We start from the raw sequence: 17,397 nt of genomic DNA, 5'->3' as shown, positions 1-17,397 counted from the left end.
GTTCATGGCAGTTTCTGCCGTGGCTGGTGATGTTACGTACGACGCTCCGGAAAATCCGGCAACGGGTATCTGGATCCAGCAGATAGGAGACCTGATTGCTCACAATGGCTCCAAGGCTACGCTGTACTATACAAAGTATGCTGGACAAGATCGTGTAAAGAGCATCGACTATCAGTATGATGGTGGTGGTCGGTTACTCATGAACCCTAAAAAAAGGGAGACGCTTTGCACGGGTAATAGTAAGGAAGGCATGGACCATGGCGCGGAAGGTGATGGCCTTATTGGTGCAGATGGTATTGTTCACCATCCCGATGGTGACTTGCTTATTGCCGCCCAAGGAAGATTTGTCCATAAAGTCAGTAAAACTGCGAAGAAGGATGGTGGTAAGTGCTTGGTGGCAACTGCAACGCCGGCTACCTCTACCTCTGGTTTTTGGCATTTGATGATGGATCCTACCCAGGAAGTTTTGTGGGGTGCAGGTATCCCTGGTCCTCTGTTCCGTTTTGATACTAGGGTGGGGATCAATAAGAATAATTTCGCTGAAAAGGGGTATCGAGTCCATTTGCAAGCTGCTGAGGGATCACGCCGTAATGATGATGCTCTTGCAACTCTTATTTGGGATAATGAGGGTACTGCCTTCTATACCTATTCCAATTATTATGGTGGTGGCTGTGAAGCTAATGCGAATACGGGCGCTTTGTGCGATGAGGCTTCTGTAAAATCAAGAAAAGCGGGTGCCTATTTTGCTATGATCACGGACACTGTTAAGACATTGGTAACTGCTGATAATCGCGATGCCGTTGGTGGGAACATTGGTGATTCTGTTATTACCACTTTTAGAACAAAGATCCTGATTGATTCTCTGGAAGGTGCACATGGTGGAACCTATGATCCCTATTCCAAGACCATATTTGTCTTTGGTGGTTCTCGCATTGTGCAGATTCTGCCGTATCGTGAAAATGGTGAAATGAAGGCAAAAGTTGTTGCAACCATTGACCTTCGAAAAATGTTCTTCGTTGAAACTTTGGACAATATGACGCTTCCTAGAACCAATGATGGTGGTTACGTGGGATGGCGCCTGGATCAGGGTACTGTAGATGGTTATGGTCACCTGTTTGTTGCCAGCAACTCGGGACATATGGTGTTCGTTGACTATACCTCAAATCCTCAGAAGCACATTAATGACAATGTGCTGATTCATGTGCAGTGGATTGACAACTATCTAGATGATCTTGCTCCTCTTACTGGAGTGGTGGTGGATCGTGATGCCGCTGGTTCTGGTTCAGACTTTGAAATTATGAGTAGCGCTTCTCAGAGCAGTTCTTCTTTGCAGGTTTATGAAGAATCTTCTAGTAGTAGCAAGCCTGCTTCTAGCAGCTCTAACAAGGTTTCTTCTTCTTCTGGAACCATTCCTGGTCCCGGCTCTAGTGGCTCTGTAGGTTCTTCCTCTTCTGGCTCTGTTCCTGGTTCTAGCGGTTCTGTGGGTTCCTCCTCTTCTGGCTCCGTTCCTGGCTCCAGCGGCTCTGGCGATCCCTCTTCTTCTGGTTCCGTTCCTGGCTCCAGCGGCTCTGGCGATCCCTCTTCTTCTGGTTCCGTTCCTGGTTCCAGCGGCTCTGGCGATCCTTCATCTTCTGGTTCCGTTCCTGGCTCCAGCGGCTCTGGCGATCCTTCATCTTCTAGTTCCGTTCCTGGCTCCAGCGGCTCTGGCGATCCCTCTTCTTCTGGCTCCGTTCCTGGCTCCAGCGGTTCTGACAATCCTTCCTCTTCTGGTTCTGGAAATCCTGGAGAAGGTTCTTCCAGCAGTGGAAATGGAAAATCCAGTTCCTCTAACCGCTATATTGGTGTAGAAGACTTTGAAATTGAAGAATTGACTCCTGAAGAATCCTATCCCAGCCCCGAAGATTTTGAAAGGGGCGATGAGATTGTCTCCGGTACGGTTGTTCTTGTTCCTGCCGATCCGGATCCTAGCAATCCCAATATAAAGGTCATTAATGGCAACAACTACTTGCTGGGTGATAATCCTACTGGTTTGCCTCATGATTTGCGTTATGATTCCGGTAAGGATTCTGCAAGGGTTGGTGACATTGTCGCTATCACATTGGATAAAGATAAGGTGGATGAGTACTTTAATGGTGAAGATTCCTTGAAAATCATTGGTAGTGGTACAGTTAAGGTGCTTGACCCTGTCACTGGTGAAAAGGTGGATGCCATTAAGAAGAATACGGATGGCACTATAACCATATTTGTAACTGCCGATCAGGTGGTGGAGGGTGGTTCCATCAAGGTTGTTGGTAGCACCTCTAAGGTTGTCATCGATAACATCAATTTCTTCGATCCTGTTCCCGAAGCTCATAAGGGCTTTATTAAGGATACCAATGGTGACATGGATTTGGATTACCTGGAAATTCTCCTGAAGGATACATTGACTGCTTCTTACGAACTGGAAAATGTATGGCTCGTGGTGAACGGTGATACATTGAAGTGTGTGAACCCGTCCTTGAATGATGCTAAGGATCGCATTATTGTTGATGTAAGCGGCCTGGATTTGCCGGAATCTGAAAAGTTCCCAGTGGAAGGCGCTGTGGCAATTATGTCCTATAAGGATAAGGGCACTGGTTCCTCTCATGTTCGTAGCACCAATGTTATTAAGGTGGGTAGCAGTGTGATTAAGGATGCCTATGCCATTCGCGATGTTCATGGTAAGGATTCCTTGTTCCTGCAGTTCAATATTGAATTGATTCCCGTGGATATCGGTTCTCCTGAAATGCTGATTATGCTCAAGCAGGAAGCCGAACGATATGGCTTTGACCTGGATCAGATTTCCAAGGTTTATATGCCTGCTAAGGATATCGTGATTCTGGTTGGTGATTCCCTCGGTCTTAAGGGTGACATGAAGGATAGCGTTTCTCTCCATCCCAATGCAACCTTCTCTGAATTACCTTACATTACCTCGGATGAATATGATCGTGAAATTCCTGTAACTGTGGTGGATCGGTTCCCTGCTGTCCAGAATGTGGAATACTGGGATACCGATGGCGATGGTGTTCTTGACCAGATTGTAAGCGTGTTTGACTCCAAGCTTGCTAGGGAGGATATTGATGGTGCGCTGTACATGTCCTATCCCTGGTACAGCTATCGCGGAATGATGATTCAGCTTCAGGCTCAGCCTGCTGATCTGGAAATCGATCCTAACGACTCTACCCGCGTTATCTGGAAGGTCCGCTCCACAACCCGTCTGGCGGAAGGTGTCACTAGTATTAGTGAAAAGCTGCCCGAAGCAAACGTCTATACCTATTATTCCATCTTCGGTGAAACCTTCGTGAGCGAAGAAACTGCTCCGCTGGTGGATAAGATGTCTCCTGTGATTGCTCGCGCTACCTTGGATTACGGCAAGAAGGCTGACACCTTGGTTATCGTCTTCACCGAACCAATCATGACGAAGGATCTGAAGGGTGACGACTTCTTCTCCTTCATTCATGGTTCTGAAGTGATTGAGCTGAATCCTACTCGCATTGACTGGTCTTCCGATGGTTTGTCTGCCAAGTTGATTCTAGACGGCTCTATCGCTACAATCCTTCCGGGTGACTCCTTGCTGGTTCGTAAGGGCGATAAGGATGCTATCCGCGACAACTATGGTAACATTGCTGGTGAAAACCCCCAGTCGGTGGTTATTGGCGGCTTGCTGAACCATCTGGTGGAAGCTACCAATATGGGTACCTTTGATGCTAGCGATGATCGTGTGGTGGACGAAGGTGATAAGGAAAGCCATACCCTCCAGACCGTAAGTTCCGTAAACCTCCGCTATGTGCCTGGCTCTACTACGAAGGAAGATATGGAGAAGGAAGGCGCCTTAGGGCAGTTGGTACAGCTGGGCGAACGTTTTGTCCCGCAACTCCTGGATCGTGCGCAGATTTCTGCCGATGGTTCTTATGATCCGTCCGCTCTGGATTCCCTGAAGCCGGAAGATGTGTTCATCTCCTTCATCGTGAACTATACAGACCATCTCGGCCAGTATGTCAACGATACCGTAATTACGGTTCAGTGCAATAGCCCCAAGTTTGGTGGCAACTGCTTGGAAACGGATAAGAAGGTGTTCGTTAACTGGAACTATAAGGACCATCGTGGCCGCTTTGTCGGAACCGGCGTTTACAACGTCCAGTTCAAGATGATCGTTCGCTACGACAAGAAGAAGATCGAAGAAGAAATCAAGGATAAGTGGGGCGTTCGTCGCAAGAAACGTTCTAAAAAGTAAATCCTGAAAATTTCAAAAAAAGACTCTCGCCACACCCGCGAGAGCCTTTTTATTTGGAAAACTTAAAAAATCCCTAAAGAAAACGCAGACGGCTATCGCCGTCTGCCAAGGAACCCAGGGGGCGTAGCCTCCTGAGCCATCACTTGTTGATAACTGCGATAAAACCTCGTCACCAAATAAAAACGCCTGCAACAGAGCGTTGCAGGCCAAGGGTTCCAAGGGACGGAGTCCCTTGCGTCTAAGCGGCTATTTGTTAATAGCGGCGAGGATGTAAACCTTCGGTCTCTAAAGAAAACGCAGACGGCTATTGCCGTCTGCCAAGGAGTCCAGGGGGCGGAGCCTCCTGAGCCATCACTTGTTGATGGCTGCCAAAAATGCGTCTTTCTTTTCCTGGAGGAATTCCTTGCTGTTGTACTTGCGGATACGACGCAGGGCCTGGTCACGGAGCTGACGGACGCGTTCGTGGGAAATGTTCATGGATTCGCCCACTTCACGGAGTGTCTGCGGAGCTTCCTGATTGATACCGAAAATGCCGGTAATGACCTTTGCTTCGCGTTCCGGCAGCTGTTCCATAAGATCGCGAGCCAGTGCTTCCACACTCTGGATTTCGGATTCTGCTTCCGGATTGGATGCGCCACCATCGGGGAGCACTTCGGCGTAAGTAGCCTTGGAGTCCGCCTTCAGGGGGCTGTCAAAAGAAACGCCACGCTGGCCAATCTGGATGAGTTCGCGGATTTCTTCGTTGATTTCCTTACCGCGGGACTGTTCGTGCAGGGCCTTACGCACACGGAGATGCTGGTTTGCGGGAAGACGAATCAGGTTGCCCTGTTCGTTAATAGCGCGTGTAATATAGGCTTTAATCCACCATACGCCGTAAGAAATGAACTTGAGACCACGAGTGTGTTCGAAGGATTCGATGGCGCGAACGAGGCCCATAGCGCCTTCGCTAACCAGGTCCGGCAGGGGGATGGGGCAACCACGGTACTGGATGGCAACCTTCAAAACAAATCGCATGTTAGCGGAAATGAGCTTCTTTCGGGCAATTTTGTCGCCTTCCTTTGCCTTCTGGAAGAGAATCTGTTCTTCTTCACGAGAAAGAGGTGCGGTGCGACGAATATCTTCAAGGTATCTTTTTAGAGTAGTATCTGTAGAATCAATATGCATTTGGTAAACCTTACTCTTAATATCGTTTATTTTAAAGCAAGTTGCGTGCCAATTATGTAAAAAATTAAGAAGATTGCGTTAAAACCTAATTTAAAAGCTATAAAACGTCATTTATTTATGACTAAATGTAGCAAAATTATTTCTTTGTAATTGTTTTGTGACTATTTTTGTGTGGCTTTTTAGACATGTGTCCCATCATTAGTGGTAATTAAGAGCGGAAACATTTCGTATATTTTCCACGCTATGTCAATCAAAGAACCTGATCAATCAGTATGGAATCGTTTTTGGAAGCGCAAGAACGACATGGACAAGGTCTATCCTTCCTCCCCGTCGGTGCTTCAGACTATTAAGAAGAATTTTAAGGTTGAAGGGATGAAAATCCTGGAGGTAGGCGCTGGTACTGGTCGCGATAGTGCGGAACTGGCTCGCCTAGGTGCTGACGTTTACGTTCTTGATTTTGCCGAAAATAGTCTTAAAATTGTGGATTCCTTACGTAACAAGGAACAGCTCTTTGATAATTTGCACTTGGTTCGAGGCGACGCCTTTAAGGCTCCGTTCCCGGATTGCACTTTTGATCTTGTTTTCCATCAGGGCCTGGCAGAACATTTTAAGGATCCCCTTCCTCTGATTAAGGAAAACTACCGTATTTTGAAGCACGGTGGCCATTGCCTTTGCGATGTTCCTCAGACTGTGCATCCTTATACGATTATCAAGCATATCCTGATCGCCATGGATAAGTGGTTCGCCGGCTGGGAAACCCAGTTCACCATGCCGGAACTGAAGAAGCTTATGCGCGATGGCGGCTTCAAGTGTGTTTATACATACGGTGACTGGATGCGGCCCAATCTCTATTATCGCATGCTTCGTGAAGCCTGCTTCAAGATTGGTGTCGAATTGCCGAAGTATCCGCTCCAGGGAACGGCTTACCAGAAGATGAAGGATTCCATTCTGGATACCCTCTCCACTGTTCCGTTGATGCATTATACTCAGCTTTGTATTGGGGTCTTGGGTCGTAAGCCCTAAGTATTAAACTTGAACATACTTGTCGTCAATTATCGTGATCGTTTGCATCCCGCCGCTGGCGGTGCAGAAAAACACTTGCATCAAATTTTTTCCCTGATAGCCAAGGCTGGTCATCAGGTGGTCTTGTTCACGACGTCTTTTAAGGGTGCTAAGGAACGTGAAGTGGTGGATGGAATTCAGGTTGTCCGTAAAGGCGGCGATTTGATGTTCCAGTTGAATTGCGCGTTGAACCTTGGGAAACTGGACCGTGAGTTTGGCTTCGATGTAGTTGTGGAAGATTTGAACAAGCTTCCCGTATTCTCCCACTTCTTTGTGAAGAAGCCTGTGTTGGTGCAGATGCATCATTTGTGGCGTGGCTCCATTTTCCACGAGGCGTTTTTCCCGGTTGCTTTTGGGGTTTGGTTCTTTGAACGAATCATTCCACTGTTCTATCGCAAGCAGGATTTTGTGGTGGTTAGCTCCAGTACAAAACGTGAGCTTTCTGAAATAGGTATTGACGAAGATCGTATTGCCGTGATTTATAATGGATCCGATGACTGCGGTGCAGATTCTGAAAGCGAAAAACCTGTGAAGTGCCCATCGGGTATTCCTTATTTCCTCTGGCTGTCTAGGGTCCATAAGTACAAGGGAATATGGACTGCGCTGGAAGCTTTTGAAGAATTTGCGAAACAGCATTCTGATGTGAAATTGATGGTGGCGGGAGATGGTCCTCTTCTGAAAAAAATTCCTGCCTGGCTGAAATTGCACAATCTTTCTGATCGGGTTGAACTGCTTGGCTTTGTTTCCCGAGAAAGAAAGCGGGAACTTCTGGCAGGGGCGGTTGCCTTGCTGCAGACTAGCTATAAGGAAGGCTGGGGCCTGACTGTGGTAGAAGCGGCCAAGCTTGGTACGACAACCATTGCTAGTGATGTACCTGGCCTTCGAGACAGTGTTCGTAACGGTGAAACGGGTTTGCTTTTCCAGGCAGGTGATGCTGTTGCCTGTGCATCCGAGATGGATCGTCTTTATTGTAACGATGATCTGCGAACGCGTCTCGAGGAAGCGGCCAGGGCTTATGTGGATGAATTCCGCTGGGAAACTGCAGCGGAACTTACGACCAATTTGCTGCAGGATCTTGTGATTGAACATCAGGTTAGTGCGGTAGCCGAAGATGAATAGTAAGTTGAAATCATTTTTGGTGTTCTGTCTGAAGTTGCTGGTGACCTTGGTTCCTGCTTACTTCGTGTACCGCAATATCGTGCTGGCTCCGGACTGGAATATTGAAGACCTGTATGAATTGTTCTCGTCCAAGAGTGCGGTGCCGCTGGTACTTGCTATCGCCTGCTTGGGCATTTCCAACTTTACGGCTTGCCTTCAATGGAAACTTCTCCTTGAAAAACAGGATGTTCATTTGAGTTATGCGCGCCTGCTGAAGCTTTACTACGTAGGCCTGTTTTTTAATAACTTTATGCCGGGCAATGTGGGTGGAGATGCCAAGAAGGTTTATGATATTCGTATGCAAGGTGGACAGGATACGGTAGGTGCCGGACTTACGGCTACCTTCTTTGATCGCCTGTTCGGCCTGTTCTTTATTACGTTGTTTGCACTTGCCGTTGGTCTGCTGTTCTTTGTTCATGATCCGGAACAACGTGCGTTCATGTGGCCTTCCCTGTGGATTTGCCTTGGGTTCTGCATGCTGTTTGCATCCCTGTTTAGCCGTCGCCTGGGGGGCCTTGTCTGTAGGCTGATGACCAAGTTCCTTCCTGCAAAGATATCTGAACGTCTGATGCACATGTTCAAACGTTTTCAACAGTTCCGTTCCGTGAAGTTGTGGATTTCCATTAATGTGCTGTCTGCGATTACGCAGTCCCTTCGAATTTTCGTTCATTACTTCTGTGGAATTGCTGTGGGTGTGGATCTTTCCATGTCCTGGTATTTCTACTACATTCCGCTGGTAGCCATTGTGAGTGCCCTGCCTATTTCTATTGGCGGCTTTGGTCCTCGTGAATTGCTGGCTCAGTCTTTGTTTGCTCGAGCCGGCGTGGCAAATTTACCCTCCGTGGTAATTCAGCTTTTGGCTTACCTGGTGAGCCTTATATTGAGCCTTGTTGGCGCATTCCTCTTCCTGTTGGGAGGGGGTGTACCTAAGGGATCTTCTGCAGACGAAAAGTAATTCGTCTTTTATAGATTAAGGTGGCACTGCACCTGCACCATTATATGCGGGGAATGTGTCCCGACTTTATCGAGGAAATATGGATGCAGAGAGCATCCTCTCTGGATTGAATGGAGACCAGAGGGCGGCCGTGTTACACGACCATGAAAAGGACTCCCAGCTTTTAATTTTGGCGGGAGCGGGTTCTGGAAAAACATCTGTTTTAACAAAGCGTATTCAGTATCGCATTCTCTGCGGTGTTCAACCGGAAAAAATTCTGGCTTTAACCTTTACGGCGAAGGCCGCGGCGGAAATGCGGGAACGTGTACAGAAACTTTTTCCCAATGCAGGGGTTAGGCTCTGTACGTTCCATTCCCTGGCGTTGCATATTTTGAAAAGCGAGATTCCTTGCGGCTTGTCAAAATTACAGGCGGATACGATTCCGGCGTATCAAATTCTAGGCTTTGAAAAAATGCCGTCGCCTACGGAATCCTCGGATCGTGAATTCCTGCAGCAAATCAAGAAGACTAAACTGAAACCGGGGACCTTGTCCCGTGAAAATCTTTTCTCCGATGATTTGCCGAGATATGTACTTTCAAAAGTGGAACCCTTGCGGAAGGAGGTTCTTCGTTCGGGAAAGGTGGTGTTTGAAGACTTGATTTATCTGGCCATCAAATTGTTGGAGACGAATGAAGGTGCCGCTGGTTATTTTAGGGAACAATGGACTGAAATTCTGGTGGATGAATATCAGGATATTAATCCTTCCCAGTACCGTATGGTGAAAAATCTGCTTGGAGATAGGAAATCCCTTTTTGTAGTGGGGGATGATGACCAGGCTATTTATGGCTTCCGAGGAGCGGATATTGGAAACATCAATCGTTTCTGCGATGATTTCAAGGATAGTACCTTGATTCGCCTGGAATGGAATTATCGGTCTGTTCCCAATGTTCTCTATCTGGCTAATGAGATTTTCAAGAACAAGCCTCTCCATCTTCAGAAGGTATTGCGGGCAGGAAACTCCAAAGGGTCTGGCGGGAATCCTTTGTATACGGAGAACCGTAGGCCGGAAGTGTGGGAATCGGACAATCCTGTTGAAGAAATTCTGAAGATCGTGGCTTCCATCAAGGAACTGCGAATGGGTTACGACTTGAAATGGAAAAACTTCGCCATTCTTGTTCGGTACAACCGACAGCGTCTTTATTATGAAGAAGCTCTTCGGGATTACAACATCCCTGTTTTTGGAGATGTGGTGGATGTAGGGGACCAGGGGGAGGTGACTGTAGATGATGGCGTCCATGTGGAGACGGTTCATGCTTCCAAAGGTTTGCAGTATGCGGTAGTCTATTATGCCGGCATGGCGGAGGATCTTACTCCAGGAGAGTGTACTGGAAATCGCCGCCAACGGAAAAAACAACTGGATGAGGAACGAAGGCTGTATTATGTGGGGGTCACCCGAGCGGAAGCTTACCTGATTTTGTTATATTGCAGGAAAAGATTCTGGAAAGGGCGCCTTCGTAAGTACAAGCGTTCCCGATTCCTACCGAAAAGTCAACCTCAGACGGATTCTGTTATGCCAATGTTGCTTTTTAGAATTTGGGCCATCCTTACCGTGTTCGGCTATATGTTCGTACAGATTGTTAAGGTTCCTTACGTGCTGATCCGCTATGGAAAAAACTCCAAGGTCTGGGTGGATCGTAAAATTCAGGAATTTGGCGCCTATTGCATGAGACGTCTCCGTATTGATTTGACCATTGATGACCAGGCAAAGCTTGGGTCGGTGGATTGGAATCGTCCTGTATTTGTCATTGGCAACCATAGTTCCTTCGTTGACATTCCTATTGTGTTCCTTTCCATCCAGAAGACGATTGGTTTTGTGGCCAAGAAGACTTTGGGACGTATTCCATTTCTTCGTTTCTGGATGACCCGTATTGGCTGCGTCCTGATTGACCGAAGTAGCGGTAATGCGGCTATTGCAATCCGTAAGGCTATTGCGGAACGCGGTCAGGGTGCGCGAATCTTTATCTTCCCCGAAGGTCACCGCAGTAAGGATGGCAAGTTGGGCTCGTTCAAGAGTGGCGCCTTCAGGTTCGCTGCGGAAAATGACGGCATCATCCTCCCGCTGGTCATTCGTGGTTCTGGTGCTACTTGGGAACAGCGTAAGAGTTCCAAACGCTGCAAGGTGTCTGTCCAGATCATGGATCCGGTGGATCTTGCTGCCATGAAGAAGAATGAGTCCTTTGACTTGAAGAAGGATGTGATGTTTGCACTTCGTGACAAGATGAGTGCCGCTCTATGATCGGTGTGTTCGATTCCGGCTTTGGAGGATTAACGATCCTAAGGGACCTTCAGAAGGCCCTGCCGGAATACGATTACCTGTATTTGGGAGATAACGCCCGTGCACCCTATGGCTCCCGCAGTTTCGAGACCATTTATCGCTACACGCTGCAGGCTGTCCGTGAACTTTTCAGCAGGGGCTGCCCTCTGGTAATTCTTGCCTGCAATACGGCTTCGGCTCGCGCTCTCCGTAGTATTCAGCAGGATGTGTTGCCTTTTGAGTTTCCGGATCGCCGCGTCCTTGGCATTATTCGCCCGACGGCAGAAGAAGCCGGCAATTTTAGCCAGACAGGACATATCGGGATTTTTGCTACGGCGGGAACGGTTTCCTCCGGTAGTTATACCATTGAAATTAATCGGTTCTATCCGAATTTGAAAGTTACCCAGCACGCCTGCCCCATGTGGGTTCCTCTAGTGGAGTATGGCGAGAGGGGGACGGAAGGTGCACAGTTCTTCGTTCAGAAGGAAGTGAATGCCCTTATGAAGGAGGATCCGGAAATCGACGCGGTGCTTTTAGCCTGTACTCATTATCCTCTGCTGGAAGCGGAAATCCGTAAGGCACTGCCTGCCGGAGTTCGTCCCGTATTCCAGGGCGACATTGTTGCCCACAAGACAGTGGATTACCTAAAGCGTCATCCAGAAATTGAAATTCGCCTTACAAAAACTGGAAAAACCAGTTTTTTGACTACAGATACCGCAAAATTCTTCGAAAAAGGGGCAAATCTCTTTGGAATGAGCGATATTTGTGCTGAGTCGTTGACTTTTTAGTCAGTAAATTGTATCTTGCGTGTAATAATCGACGGGTCGTTGTTCGACCCGCCTGTTGAGTTTTATAATAAGGGGCTACTCCGAGCGTCTGTTCGGGGCAGTCTAAGTTTAACCTAATCGATTGGAAAGTAAATAAGATGCCGAAAACTCAGATTAACCTTGATGGTTGGCAGGACTACCGTGGTAACGCCGCTGGTAGCTTGCTCTATGTCGAAACTAGCCACACTTCCGAAGTGCCTGTTCGCGACCAGCTGAATGAAAATGGTAAGGGCTTCCTTTACGAACCGAACTATGAAACCAGCACCTATGGTCTCATGAGTTGCTACAATGTGAAGGCCGTGAACGCCATTCTCAAGGCAAAGAGCCGTTACATCCTGTTTGGCACTCGCTACGAAGGCCTGAGTGATTCTGAAATGCGCAATAAGTACCTGATCATGGGTTACATGCGCATCGATAAGATTAAGGATGTCCGTACCCGCCACATCCAGCGTTACATGGCTAATCCGGAACTGGAAGAACCGGAATGCATGCAGATGGAACACAACTGGGCTGTATATGGTCCCATGCGTTTTGTTTCCATGAACGATTCTTTCGTCGTAACCGATGAAATCCTTAAGGAATGGGGCTATCGTGGTCACGCTTCCCGCCAGCTGAAGGCTGTGTTCAAGAAGGAACATCTGGAACAGATCATTAAGTATCTGGACGAGAAGGAAGATATGATCGACGAATACATCGCTACCGTCGACGAATATAAGGAAGCCCTGGAAGAAGCTTAATGCGTCTTTGTGGGTAGGACTACCTGAGGTAGTCTAACGAAAAACCGGTCTCTGATGAGCCGGTTTTTTTTGTTTTGTGTAGAGAAAATAAGAAACCCCGCGATTCAATCGCGGGGCTTCTTTATATTCACGTAGAACGGGAATAGCGACTACAGGCACTCTGACGAGTGCCGTATTCTTACTTCAGGGTGCTTACCTGAACGTCCCAGCTCTGGTTGCCGAGGGCGATACGGTAAGTGGAAGCCTGACCAGCCTTCATGTTCTTGGTGTCCACAGCCGGAGCAGCGTTGGGGTCCTTCTTGGGAACGCCGATCTTGCGTTCGCCCTTCAGGAAGTCGATACCCTTGTTGCCAGCCTTGGTCTGGAGACAGCCGACGATGAAGATGTTTTCATCGGTAACAGGCAGACCGTTTTCTTCAAGCTGCTTCTTTGCAGCCGGAATACCCGGTTCCAGAATTTCTTCTGCGCACTGGACGCCCGGATGAGCCACAGAGAACGGTTCCAGCTTGAACTGGTCTGCTGCGATCTTCACCAGTTCCGGATCCGGTTCGCACGGGGTCTTGCCCTGGTAGCCCAGGAGCATCTTGCCGTAGCCTTCGGTCATCTTGAACCAACGATCACGACCAGCGTTTTCGTTGATGGTGTTCATGTAGGCCTGCTGGAAGTAGAACTGGGAAACCGGGGTCACGGAAGAGGCAAAGCCACCGCGAGCCACGCATTCGCTCATGTTCTTGATCACCTTGTCGTACAGGTGGAAGGTCTTGGTTTCGCGCATCATGAGGGTGTTGGCGGTAAGTGCGCCACCCGGCATGGGGGAGAAGATCACGTCCGGAGAGATCTGACGAGCTTCGGGCGGGAAGTTGTAGTCCTTGAGGCATTCCACTGCAACGTTGTTGGCGTCCATCAATTCCTTGATGTGATCGTCAACGATGCCGTCTTCGCCGAGAGCCAGCTTGTAGTCGGTGCCCTTGAGAGCGTGGAACATGGAGAAGAGGTCCGGCTGGGAAGTACCACCAGAAAGGGGCTTGCGAGCCAGGTCAACGCCATCAGCGCCACCTTCGATAGCGGCGGTGTACTGAGCCACACCAGTACCGCAGGTATCATGGCTGTGGATGCGCAGTTCAACGTCGTCGCCGAGAAGCTTACGAGCGCGCTTGAAGGTTTCGAAAACCTTGCGGGGGTTTGCGGTACCGGATGCGTCCTTGAAGCAAACGGAAGCGAAGGGAACACCTGCGTCCAGGATGTTCTTAAGGATGCGTTCGTAGAATTCGGGGTCGTGTGCGCCTTCGCATCCCGGAGGAAGTTCCATCATGGTAACTACGACTTCGTGTTCCAGACCGGCGTCGGTAATGCATTTACCGGAGTAGATCAGGTTGTTCACGTCGTTCAGGGCGTCGAAGTTACGGATACGGGTCATGCCGTGCTTCTTGAACATGTCAGCGTGGAGCTTGATCATGTCGCGGGGCTGGGGAGCAAGAGCCACAACGTTAATACCGCGGGCCAGGGTCTGGAGGCGAGCCTTCGGGCCGACAACGCGACGGAATTCGTCCATCATGTCGAATGCGTCTTCGCCGCAGTTCTGGTAGAGGGCCTGGAAACGGGCGCCGCCACCTGCTTCAAAGTGGGTGATACCTGCGTGGCATGCAGCTTCAACAGCCGGCATGAAGTCCTTAGCGAACACGCGGGCACCGAAAATAGACTGGAAACCATCACGGAAGGAGGTGTCCTGGAATTTGATCTTTTTCATGTGTCATCCTATGGGGTTATAAGCCCCGTGTGTATTAATTCAATAAAATACGTTGATGAATATAACAAAAGCGGTGAACAGAGTCTGTAAAAGGGGCGTAAAAGCGCCCCTTTTGACCCTTAAATCGACCGTTTTAGATAAACATAATCGTATTCAACTTGGCGCGGTACTTCCAAGTCAGTTCGTGCTTGGGGCCCAAAACGCCAAATAGGGTGAGCATCGCCTTCTTGGCAGCACCGTCGTTCCATTCCGGAGCTTCCACATACAGGTTGAGGAAGGCCTGGAGGGCATCTTCGAACTGTTCGCTTGCTGCCAGGATGCAGCACTGCTGATAGACGATAGCTTCCTTGCCCTGAACATCCTTTTTGGCTGCTTCGGCGTGGAAATCCAGAAGTTCCAGCAGGGACTTGGCTTCCTTGTACTGGTCATCGGCTTCTGTGAATTTGTTCAAAATGTCCTTGGCTTTTTCTGTATCGCCCATGCCGAGGCTTGCCTTTGCCCAAAGGAGAAGGAGTTTCTTGTCGTTGGGGGTCTTCTGCAAAGCTTCGTTTAGAAGGGGAAGAGCCTCGTCGAACTGCTTGTTGGCGATGGCTTCTTCCAGAGTATTCTGGGTGCGCATTTCGTCGGAGACATAGAATTTTTCAAGACGCTTCTTCAGTTCATCTTCGGGGAGCACTCCTGCGATGACATCTGCAATCTGGCCTTTGTCCACGATATGAACTTCGGGAACGGAACGGACGCGGAAGGCCTGGATGAGCTGCATGTTGGCTCGGTCGTCGCAACTGACGACGCCCAAGGTAAAGTCCATGCTTGTGCTCAGTTGACCCATGAGCTGTGCGTAACCAGCACAGTCGGGGTATTCGGCGGAGGAGAAAAGGACAGCTACAGCTCTTGTTTCGGAGGGCTGAGCAATTTCGGTTTCAAAATTTTCGGAGGTAATTTGTACTACTTTAGCCATGTCCTGTAATATAGTAATTAGTGATTTGAGGGTACAGGGTATAGGGTGTAGAGTGTAGGGAACAGAACTCGCGCTTGTATTGGATAGTCATTCGGCGCCATTTTTAAACCTCTAGGAGCGAAGCTCCGACCTCATACCTCAAGCGAAGCGTACCTCTGAACTAGAGATTAGAGGTTAGTGACTAGAAACTAGAGACTAGAAATTAGGGGTGTTGGGAATACTTCGTGAAGAAAAATAAAGATGTAATTGTCTTGAACTCACAAACACTTGCATCTAGCTGCCCTAACCTCTAGAACCTAGTCTCTAATCTTCAGAAGGATTATACTATATTGCCTTTCATGAGTACATGTTCTTTTTGTAAGGCCGAAGTGGCGGATGTAACTTTGCATCACCTGCAGTTGCGTATCTGTCCTAAGTGCCATTCCGTATTTTTTCCCTGCGACCAGACCATGGCTTTCCGTGGAGACCTGACGGATAAGTCCCGTGAACTTTGGCTTGCTGCTCTTAAGCGTATGAATGTGCAGGATCCTGTTTGTGAAAATCCTTGTTGCATTGATCATGGTGAACCCTTGGTCGAGGGGAAACTCCCTGATTATGGCTTTGATGGCCCGGTGACCACCTGCTGTAAGACTTTTCATATGAAACCCTCTCTTTTTATGGAATTGCTTCAGCGTACCTTGGATAATCCATTCCAGAATCCGGGCAAGGAAGGCAAGCACCATTTCTTTTTCATCAAGTGGTTTGACGCCTTGGTAAATAAGATCATGGGTGAGAAAATGCCGGATGAAGATCCGCTGGATTTGGTACAGTACAACATTCATCTGAAAAAGTTCATCGAGACTGAAGAATAATGACGAAGACTTACACCATCTTGGGGATTGTGGTGGCGATTATTCTGGGAGTGTACAATTACCTCCCGGATCAGCGTTTTTTGGATGAGGCGTTCCCTGTGGGAGAAGGCGTTTCCGTCATTGGTTATGATGATCAATATGATGGAGGTTCTTCTCAAATTGAATTTGACGCAGGGGATTCTACGCTTGATTTTAGCTGTACTTTGGGACCGGAAGATGCTAAGGCTGGCTGGTGTGGCGTTCTTTTCCAGTTGGGAGATGTTGCCGACAAAAAGTTCAAGAAGTGGAATTTCGTGGATACGGTTCACCTGGATATTGAATCTAGTGGAACGAATGAAATTCTCTTGAAAATCTGGACTTTTGATCCGGATGTGACTCAGTTGGATAAACCTAATACATTTAGACTCCTCCTGAAGGAAGTGGCCCTGAAGGGCGGCCGCGAAACAATCGCTATCCCGATGGATGATTTCTACACTCCTGAGTTCTGGTTTGAAGAATATGGGAAGGAGTCCGCCCGTAACCGTCGTTCTTTGGAATCCGCTGCTCGTGTGGAGATTACCTCTGGCTGGAATCAGCCCCGTGGTCAGAAGTATACCATCAAGCTTCGTCAACTGTCTGTTTCCGGTGTGAGCAACTTATATTTCGGCATTACGCTAGGCTTGATTGTCCTGGTGGTGATTGCCGCCATTGGTCTTCGTCATCCCCGCAGGAACGCAGAGGGTAGGCATGAACCGTAAGGTTGTCATTGCCGTATCCTCCGGCCTGATTCTGCTGGTGGCTGTCCTTGCTTTTTTTGTCCTGCAGAAAAAGTTTGGTTTTCGGGAAATGGCAATTTTCCCTACGGAAACCTATGAAGTCTACGCCGTGAACGATTCTATTGCTGGTGGATATTCCACGAGTGAAATTCATGTGGCAAATGATGGATCGGTTTTGGCAAACGTGAATATCAGGTCTGGCAAGGCTTATTCCTATGCGGGGGTCGGAGTTAACTTGCTTTCCGTGAATCATAGGCCTGCGGCGGAATTCTTTGATTTCGATCGGTTTGATTCTATTGAAGTGGATGTTCGAACTGGACGGATGCAGACTGTTGAAGTCCGTATATTGAATAATGATCCCGTATATAGTAGGGCAGGGGAACTATTGAGTTATCGTCCTAAGACAAAGATTGTTCCCGCAAACATGCAGACGAAAATTGCTCTAGCAGATTTCAAAACGCCAGAGTGGTGGCTCGCAGAGCAGGGATTGGATAAGGACGATTATCTCTCTTACTTTGATCGAGGCGTCATTCTTGCGGTGGTCAATGGAGAAAAGGTGATGCGAGGCATTCCGGATGAAATTGAACTGAAGTCCATTAGACTTTGGCGTGGAAACAAGCCGGAAGAAGGAAAATAAA

The 17,397-nt window shown here is 48.4% G+C and carries 13 protein-coding genes; 10 read left to right on the top strand and 3 right to left on the bottom strand.

Annotated elements, in window-relative coordinates; translation table 11 throughout:
* The first annotated feature begins 4 nt into the window (after positions 1-4).
* Complete coding sequence (locus BGX12_RS03420) at positions 5-4,252, top strand: hypothetical protein (protein WP_146196229.1); 4,248 nt, start codon at positions 5-7, stop codon at positions 4,250-4,252.
* A 351-nt stretch (positions 4,253-4,603) separates the two neighbouring features.
* On the opposite strand, the gene BGX12_RS03415 is transcribed toward BGX12_RS03420, so the two are convergent.
* On the bottom strand, positions 4,604-5,416 hold the full coding sequence (locus BGX12_RS03415) for an RNA polymerase sigma factor RpoD/SigA (RefSeq protein ID WP_073225501.1): 813 nt from the start codon (positions 5,414-5,416) through the stop codon (positions 4,604-4,606).
* Between the two features lie 243 nt (positions 5,417-5,659).
* Here BGX12_RS03415 and BGX12_RS03410 point away from each other — a divergent pair, with 243 nt between their 5' ends.
* The 6 genes from BGX12_RS03410 to BGX12_RS03385 all read left to right on the top strand — a co-directional run bounded on the left by BGX12_RS03410 (position 5,660) and on the right by BGX12_RS03385 (position 12,448).
* Positions 5,660-6,439: a class I SAM-dependent methyltransferase gene (locus BGX12_RS03410; protein ID WP_109734684.1), complete on the top strand. Its 780-nt coding sequence runs from the start codon at positions 5,660-5,662 to the stop codon at positions 6,437-6,439.
* Positions 6,440-6,448: 9 nt separating this feature from the next.
* Positions 6,449-7,597, top strand: a complete 1,149-nt coding sequence (locus tag BGX12_RS03405) for a glycosyltransferase family 4 protein (RefSeq protein WP_109734683.1) — start codon at positions 6,449-6,451, stop codon at positions 7,595-7,597.
* On the top strand, positions 7,590-8,591 hold the full coding sequence (locus BGX12_RS03400) for a lysylphosphatidylglycerol synthase transmembrane domain-containing protein (RefSeq protein ID WP_109734682.1): 1,002 nt from the start codon (positions 7,590-7,592) through the stop codon (positions 8,589-8,591). The genes BGX12_RS03405 and BGX12_RS03400 overlap by 8 nt, the downstream gene beginning before the upstream one ends.
* Positions 8,592-8,670: 79 nt before the next feature.
* Positions 8,671-10,866: a UvrD-helicase domain-containing protein gene (locus tag BGX12_RS03395; protein WP_109734681.1), complete on the top strand. Its 2,196-nt coding sequence runs from the start codon at positions 8,671-8,673 to the stop codon at positions 10,864-10,866.
* On the top strand, positions 10,863-11,672 hold the full coding sequence (gene murI / locus BGX12_RS03390) for a glutamate racemase (protein ID WP_109734680.1): 810 nt from the start codon (positions 10,863-10,865) through the stop codon (positions 11,670-11,672). The genes BGX12_RS03395 and murI overlap by 4 nt, the downstream gene beginning before the upstream one ends.
* 137 nt (positions 11,673-11,809) lie before the next feature.
* Positions 11,810-12,448 carry a hypothetical protein gene (locus BGX12_RS03385; RefSeq protein ID WP_109734679.1) on the top strand — a complete coding sequence of 213 codons (639 nt, stop codon included), beginning with the start codon at positions 11,810-11,812 and terminating at the stop codon, positions 12,446-12,448.
* Between the two features lie 178 nt (positions 12,449-12,626).
* Here BGX12_RS03385 and BGX12_RS03380 read toward each other — a convergent pair whose 3' ends face one another.
* Both BGX12_RS03380 and BGX12_RS03375 read right to left on the bottom strand, forming a co-directional pair.
* On the bottom strand, positions 12,627-14,195 hold the full coding sequence (locus tag BGX12_RS03380) for a biotin attachment protein (RefSeq protein ID WP_109734678.1): 1,569 nt from the start codon (positions 14,193-14,195) through the stop codon (positions 12,627-12,629).
* Between the two features lie 133 nt (positions 14,196-14,328).
* On the bottom strand, positions 14,329-15,153 hold the full coding sequence (locus BGX12_RS03375; protein ID WP_109734677.1) for a tetratricopeptide repeat protein: 825 nt from the start codon (positions 15,151-15,153) through the stop codon (positions 14,329-14,331).
* Between the two features lie 338 nt (positions 15,154-15,491).
* On the opposite strand from BGX12_RS03375, the gene BGX12_RS03370 reads away from it, so the two are divergent.
* The 3 genes from BGX12_RS03370 to BGX12_RS03360 are packed head-to-tail and all read left to right on the top strand — an operon-like array spanning position 15,492 to position 17,396.
* Entirely contained in the window at positions 15,492-16,004 is a 513-nt protein-coding gene (locus tag BGX12_RS03370; RefSeq protein WP_109734676.1) for a hypothetical protein, read from the top strand.
* Positions 16,004-16,741, top strand: a complete 738-nt coding sequence (locus tag BGX12_RS03365) for a hypothetical protein (protein WP_109734675.1) — start codon at positions 16,004-16,006, stop codon at positions 16,739-16,741. The genes BGX12_RS03370 and BGX12_RS03365 overlap by 1 nt, the downstream gene beginning before the upstream one ends.
* Positions 16,731-17,396 (top strand): CIA30 family protein, encoded by a 666-nt coding sequence (locus BGX12_RS03360; RefSeq protein ID WP_109734674.1) that lies wholly within the window; start codon positions 16,731-16,733, stop codon positions 17,394-17,396. The genes BGX12_RS03365 and BGX12_RS03360 overlap by 11 nt, the downstream gene beginning before the upstream one ends.
* Position 17,397: the final 1 nt, after the last annotated feature.

The organism is Fibrobacter sp. UWR4 (assembly GCF_003149045.1).
Taxonomy (GTDB): Bacteria; Fibrobacterota; Fibrobacteria; order Fibrobacterales; family Fibrobacteraceae; genus Fibrobacter.
The sequence above is the reverse complement of the archived record's forward strand: the minus strand, read 5'-3'. Positions and strand labels throughout refer to the sequence as shown.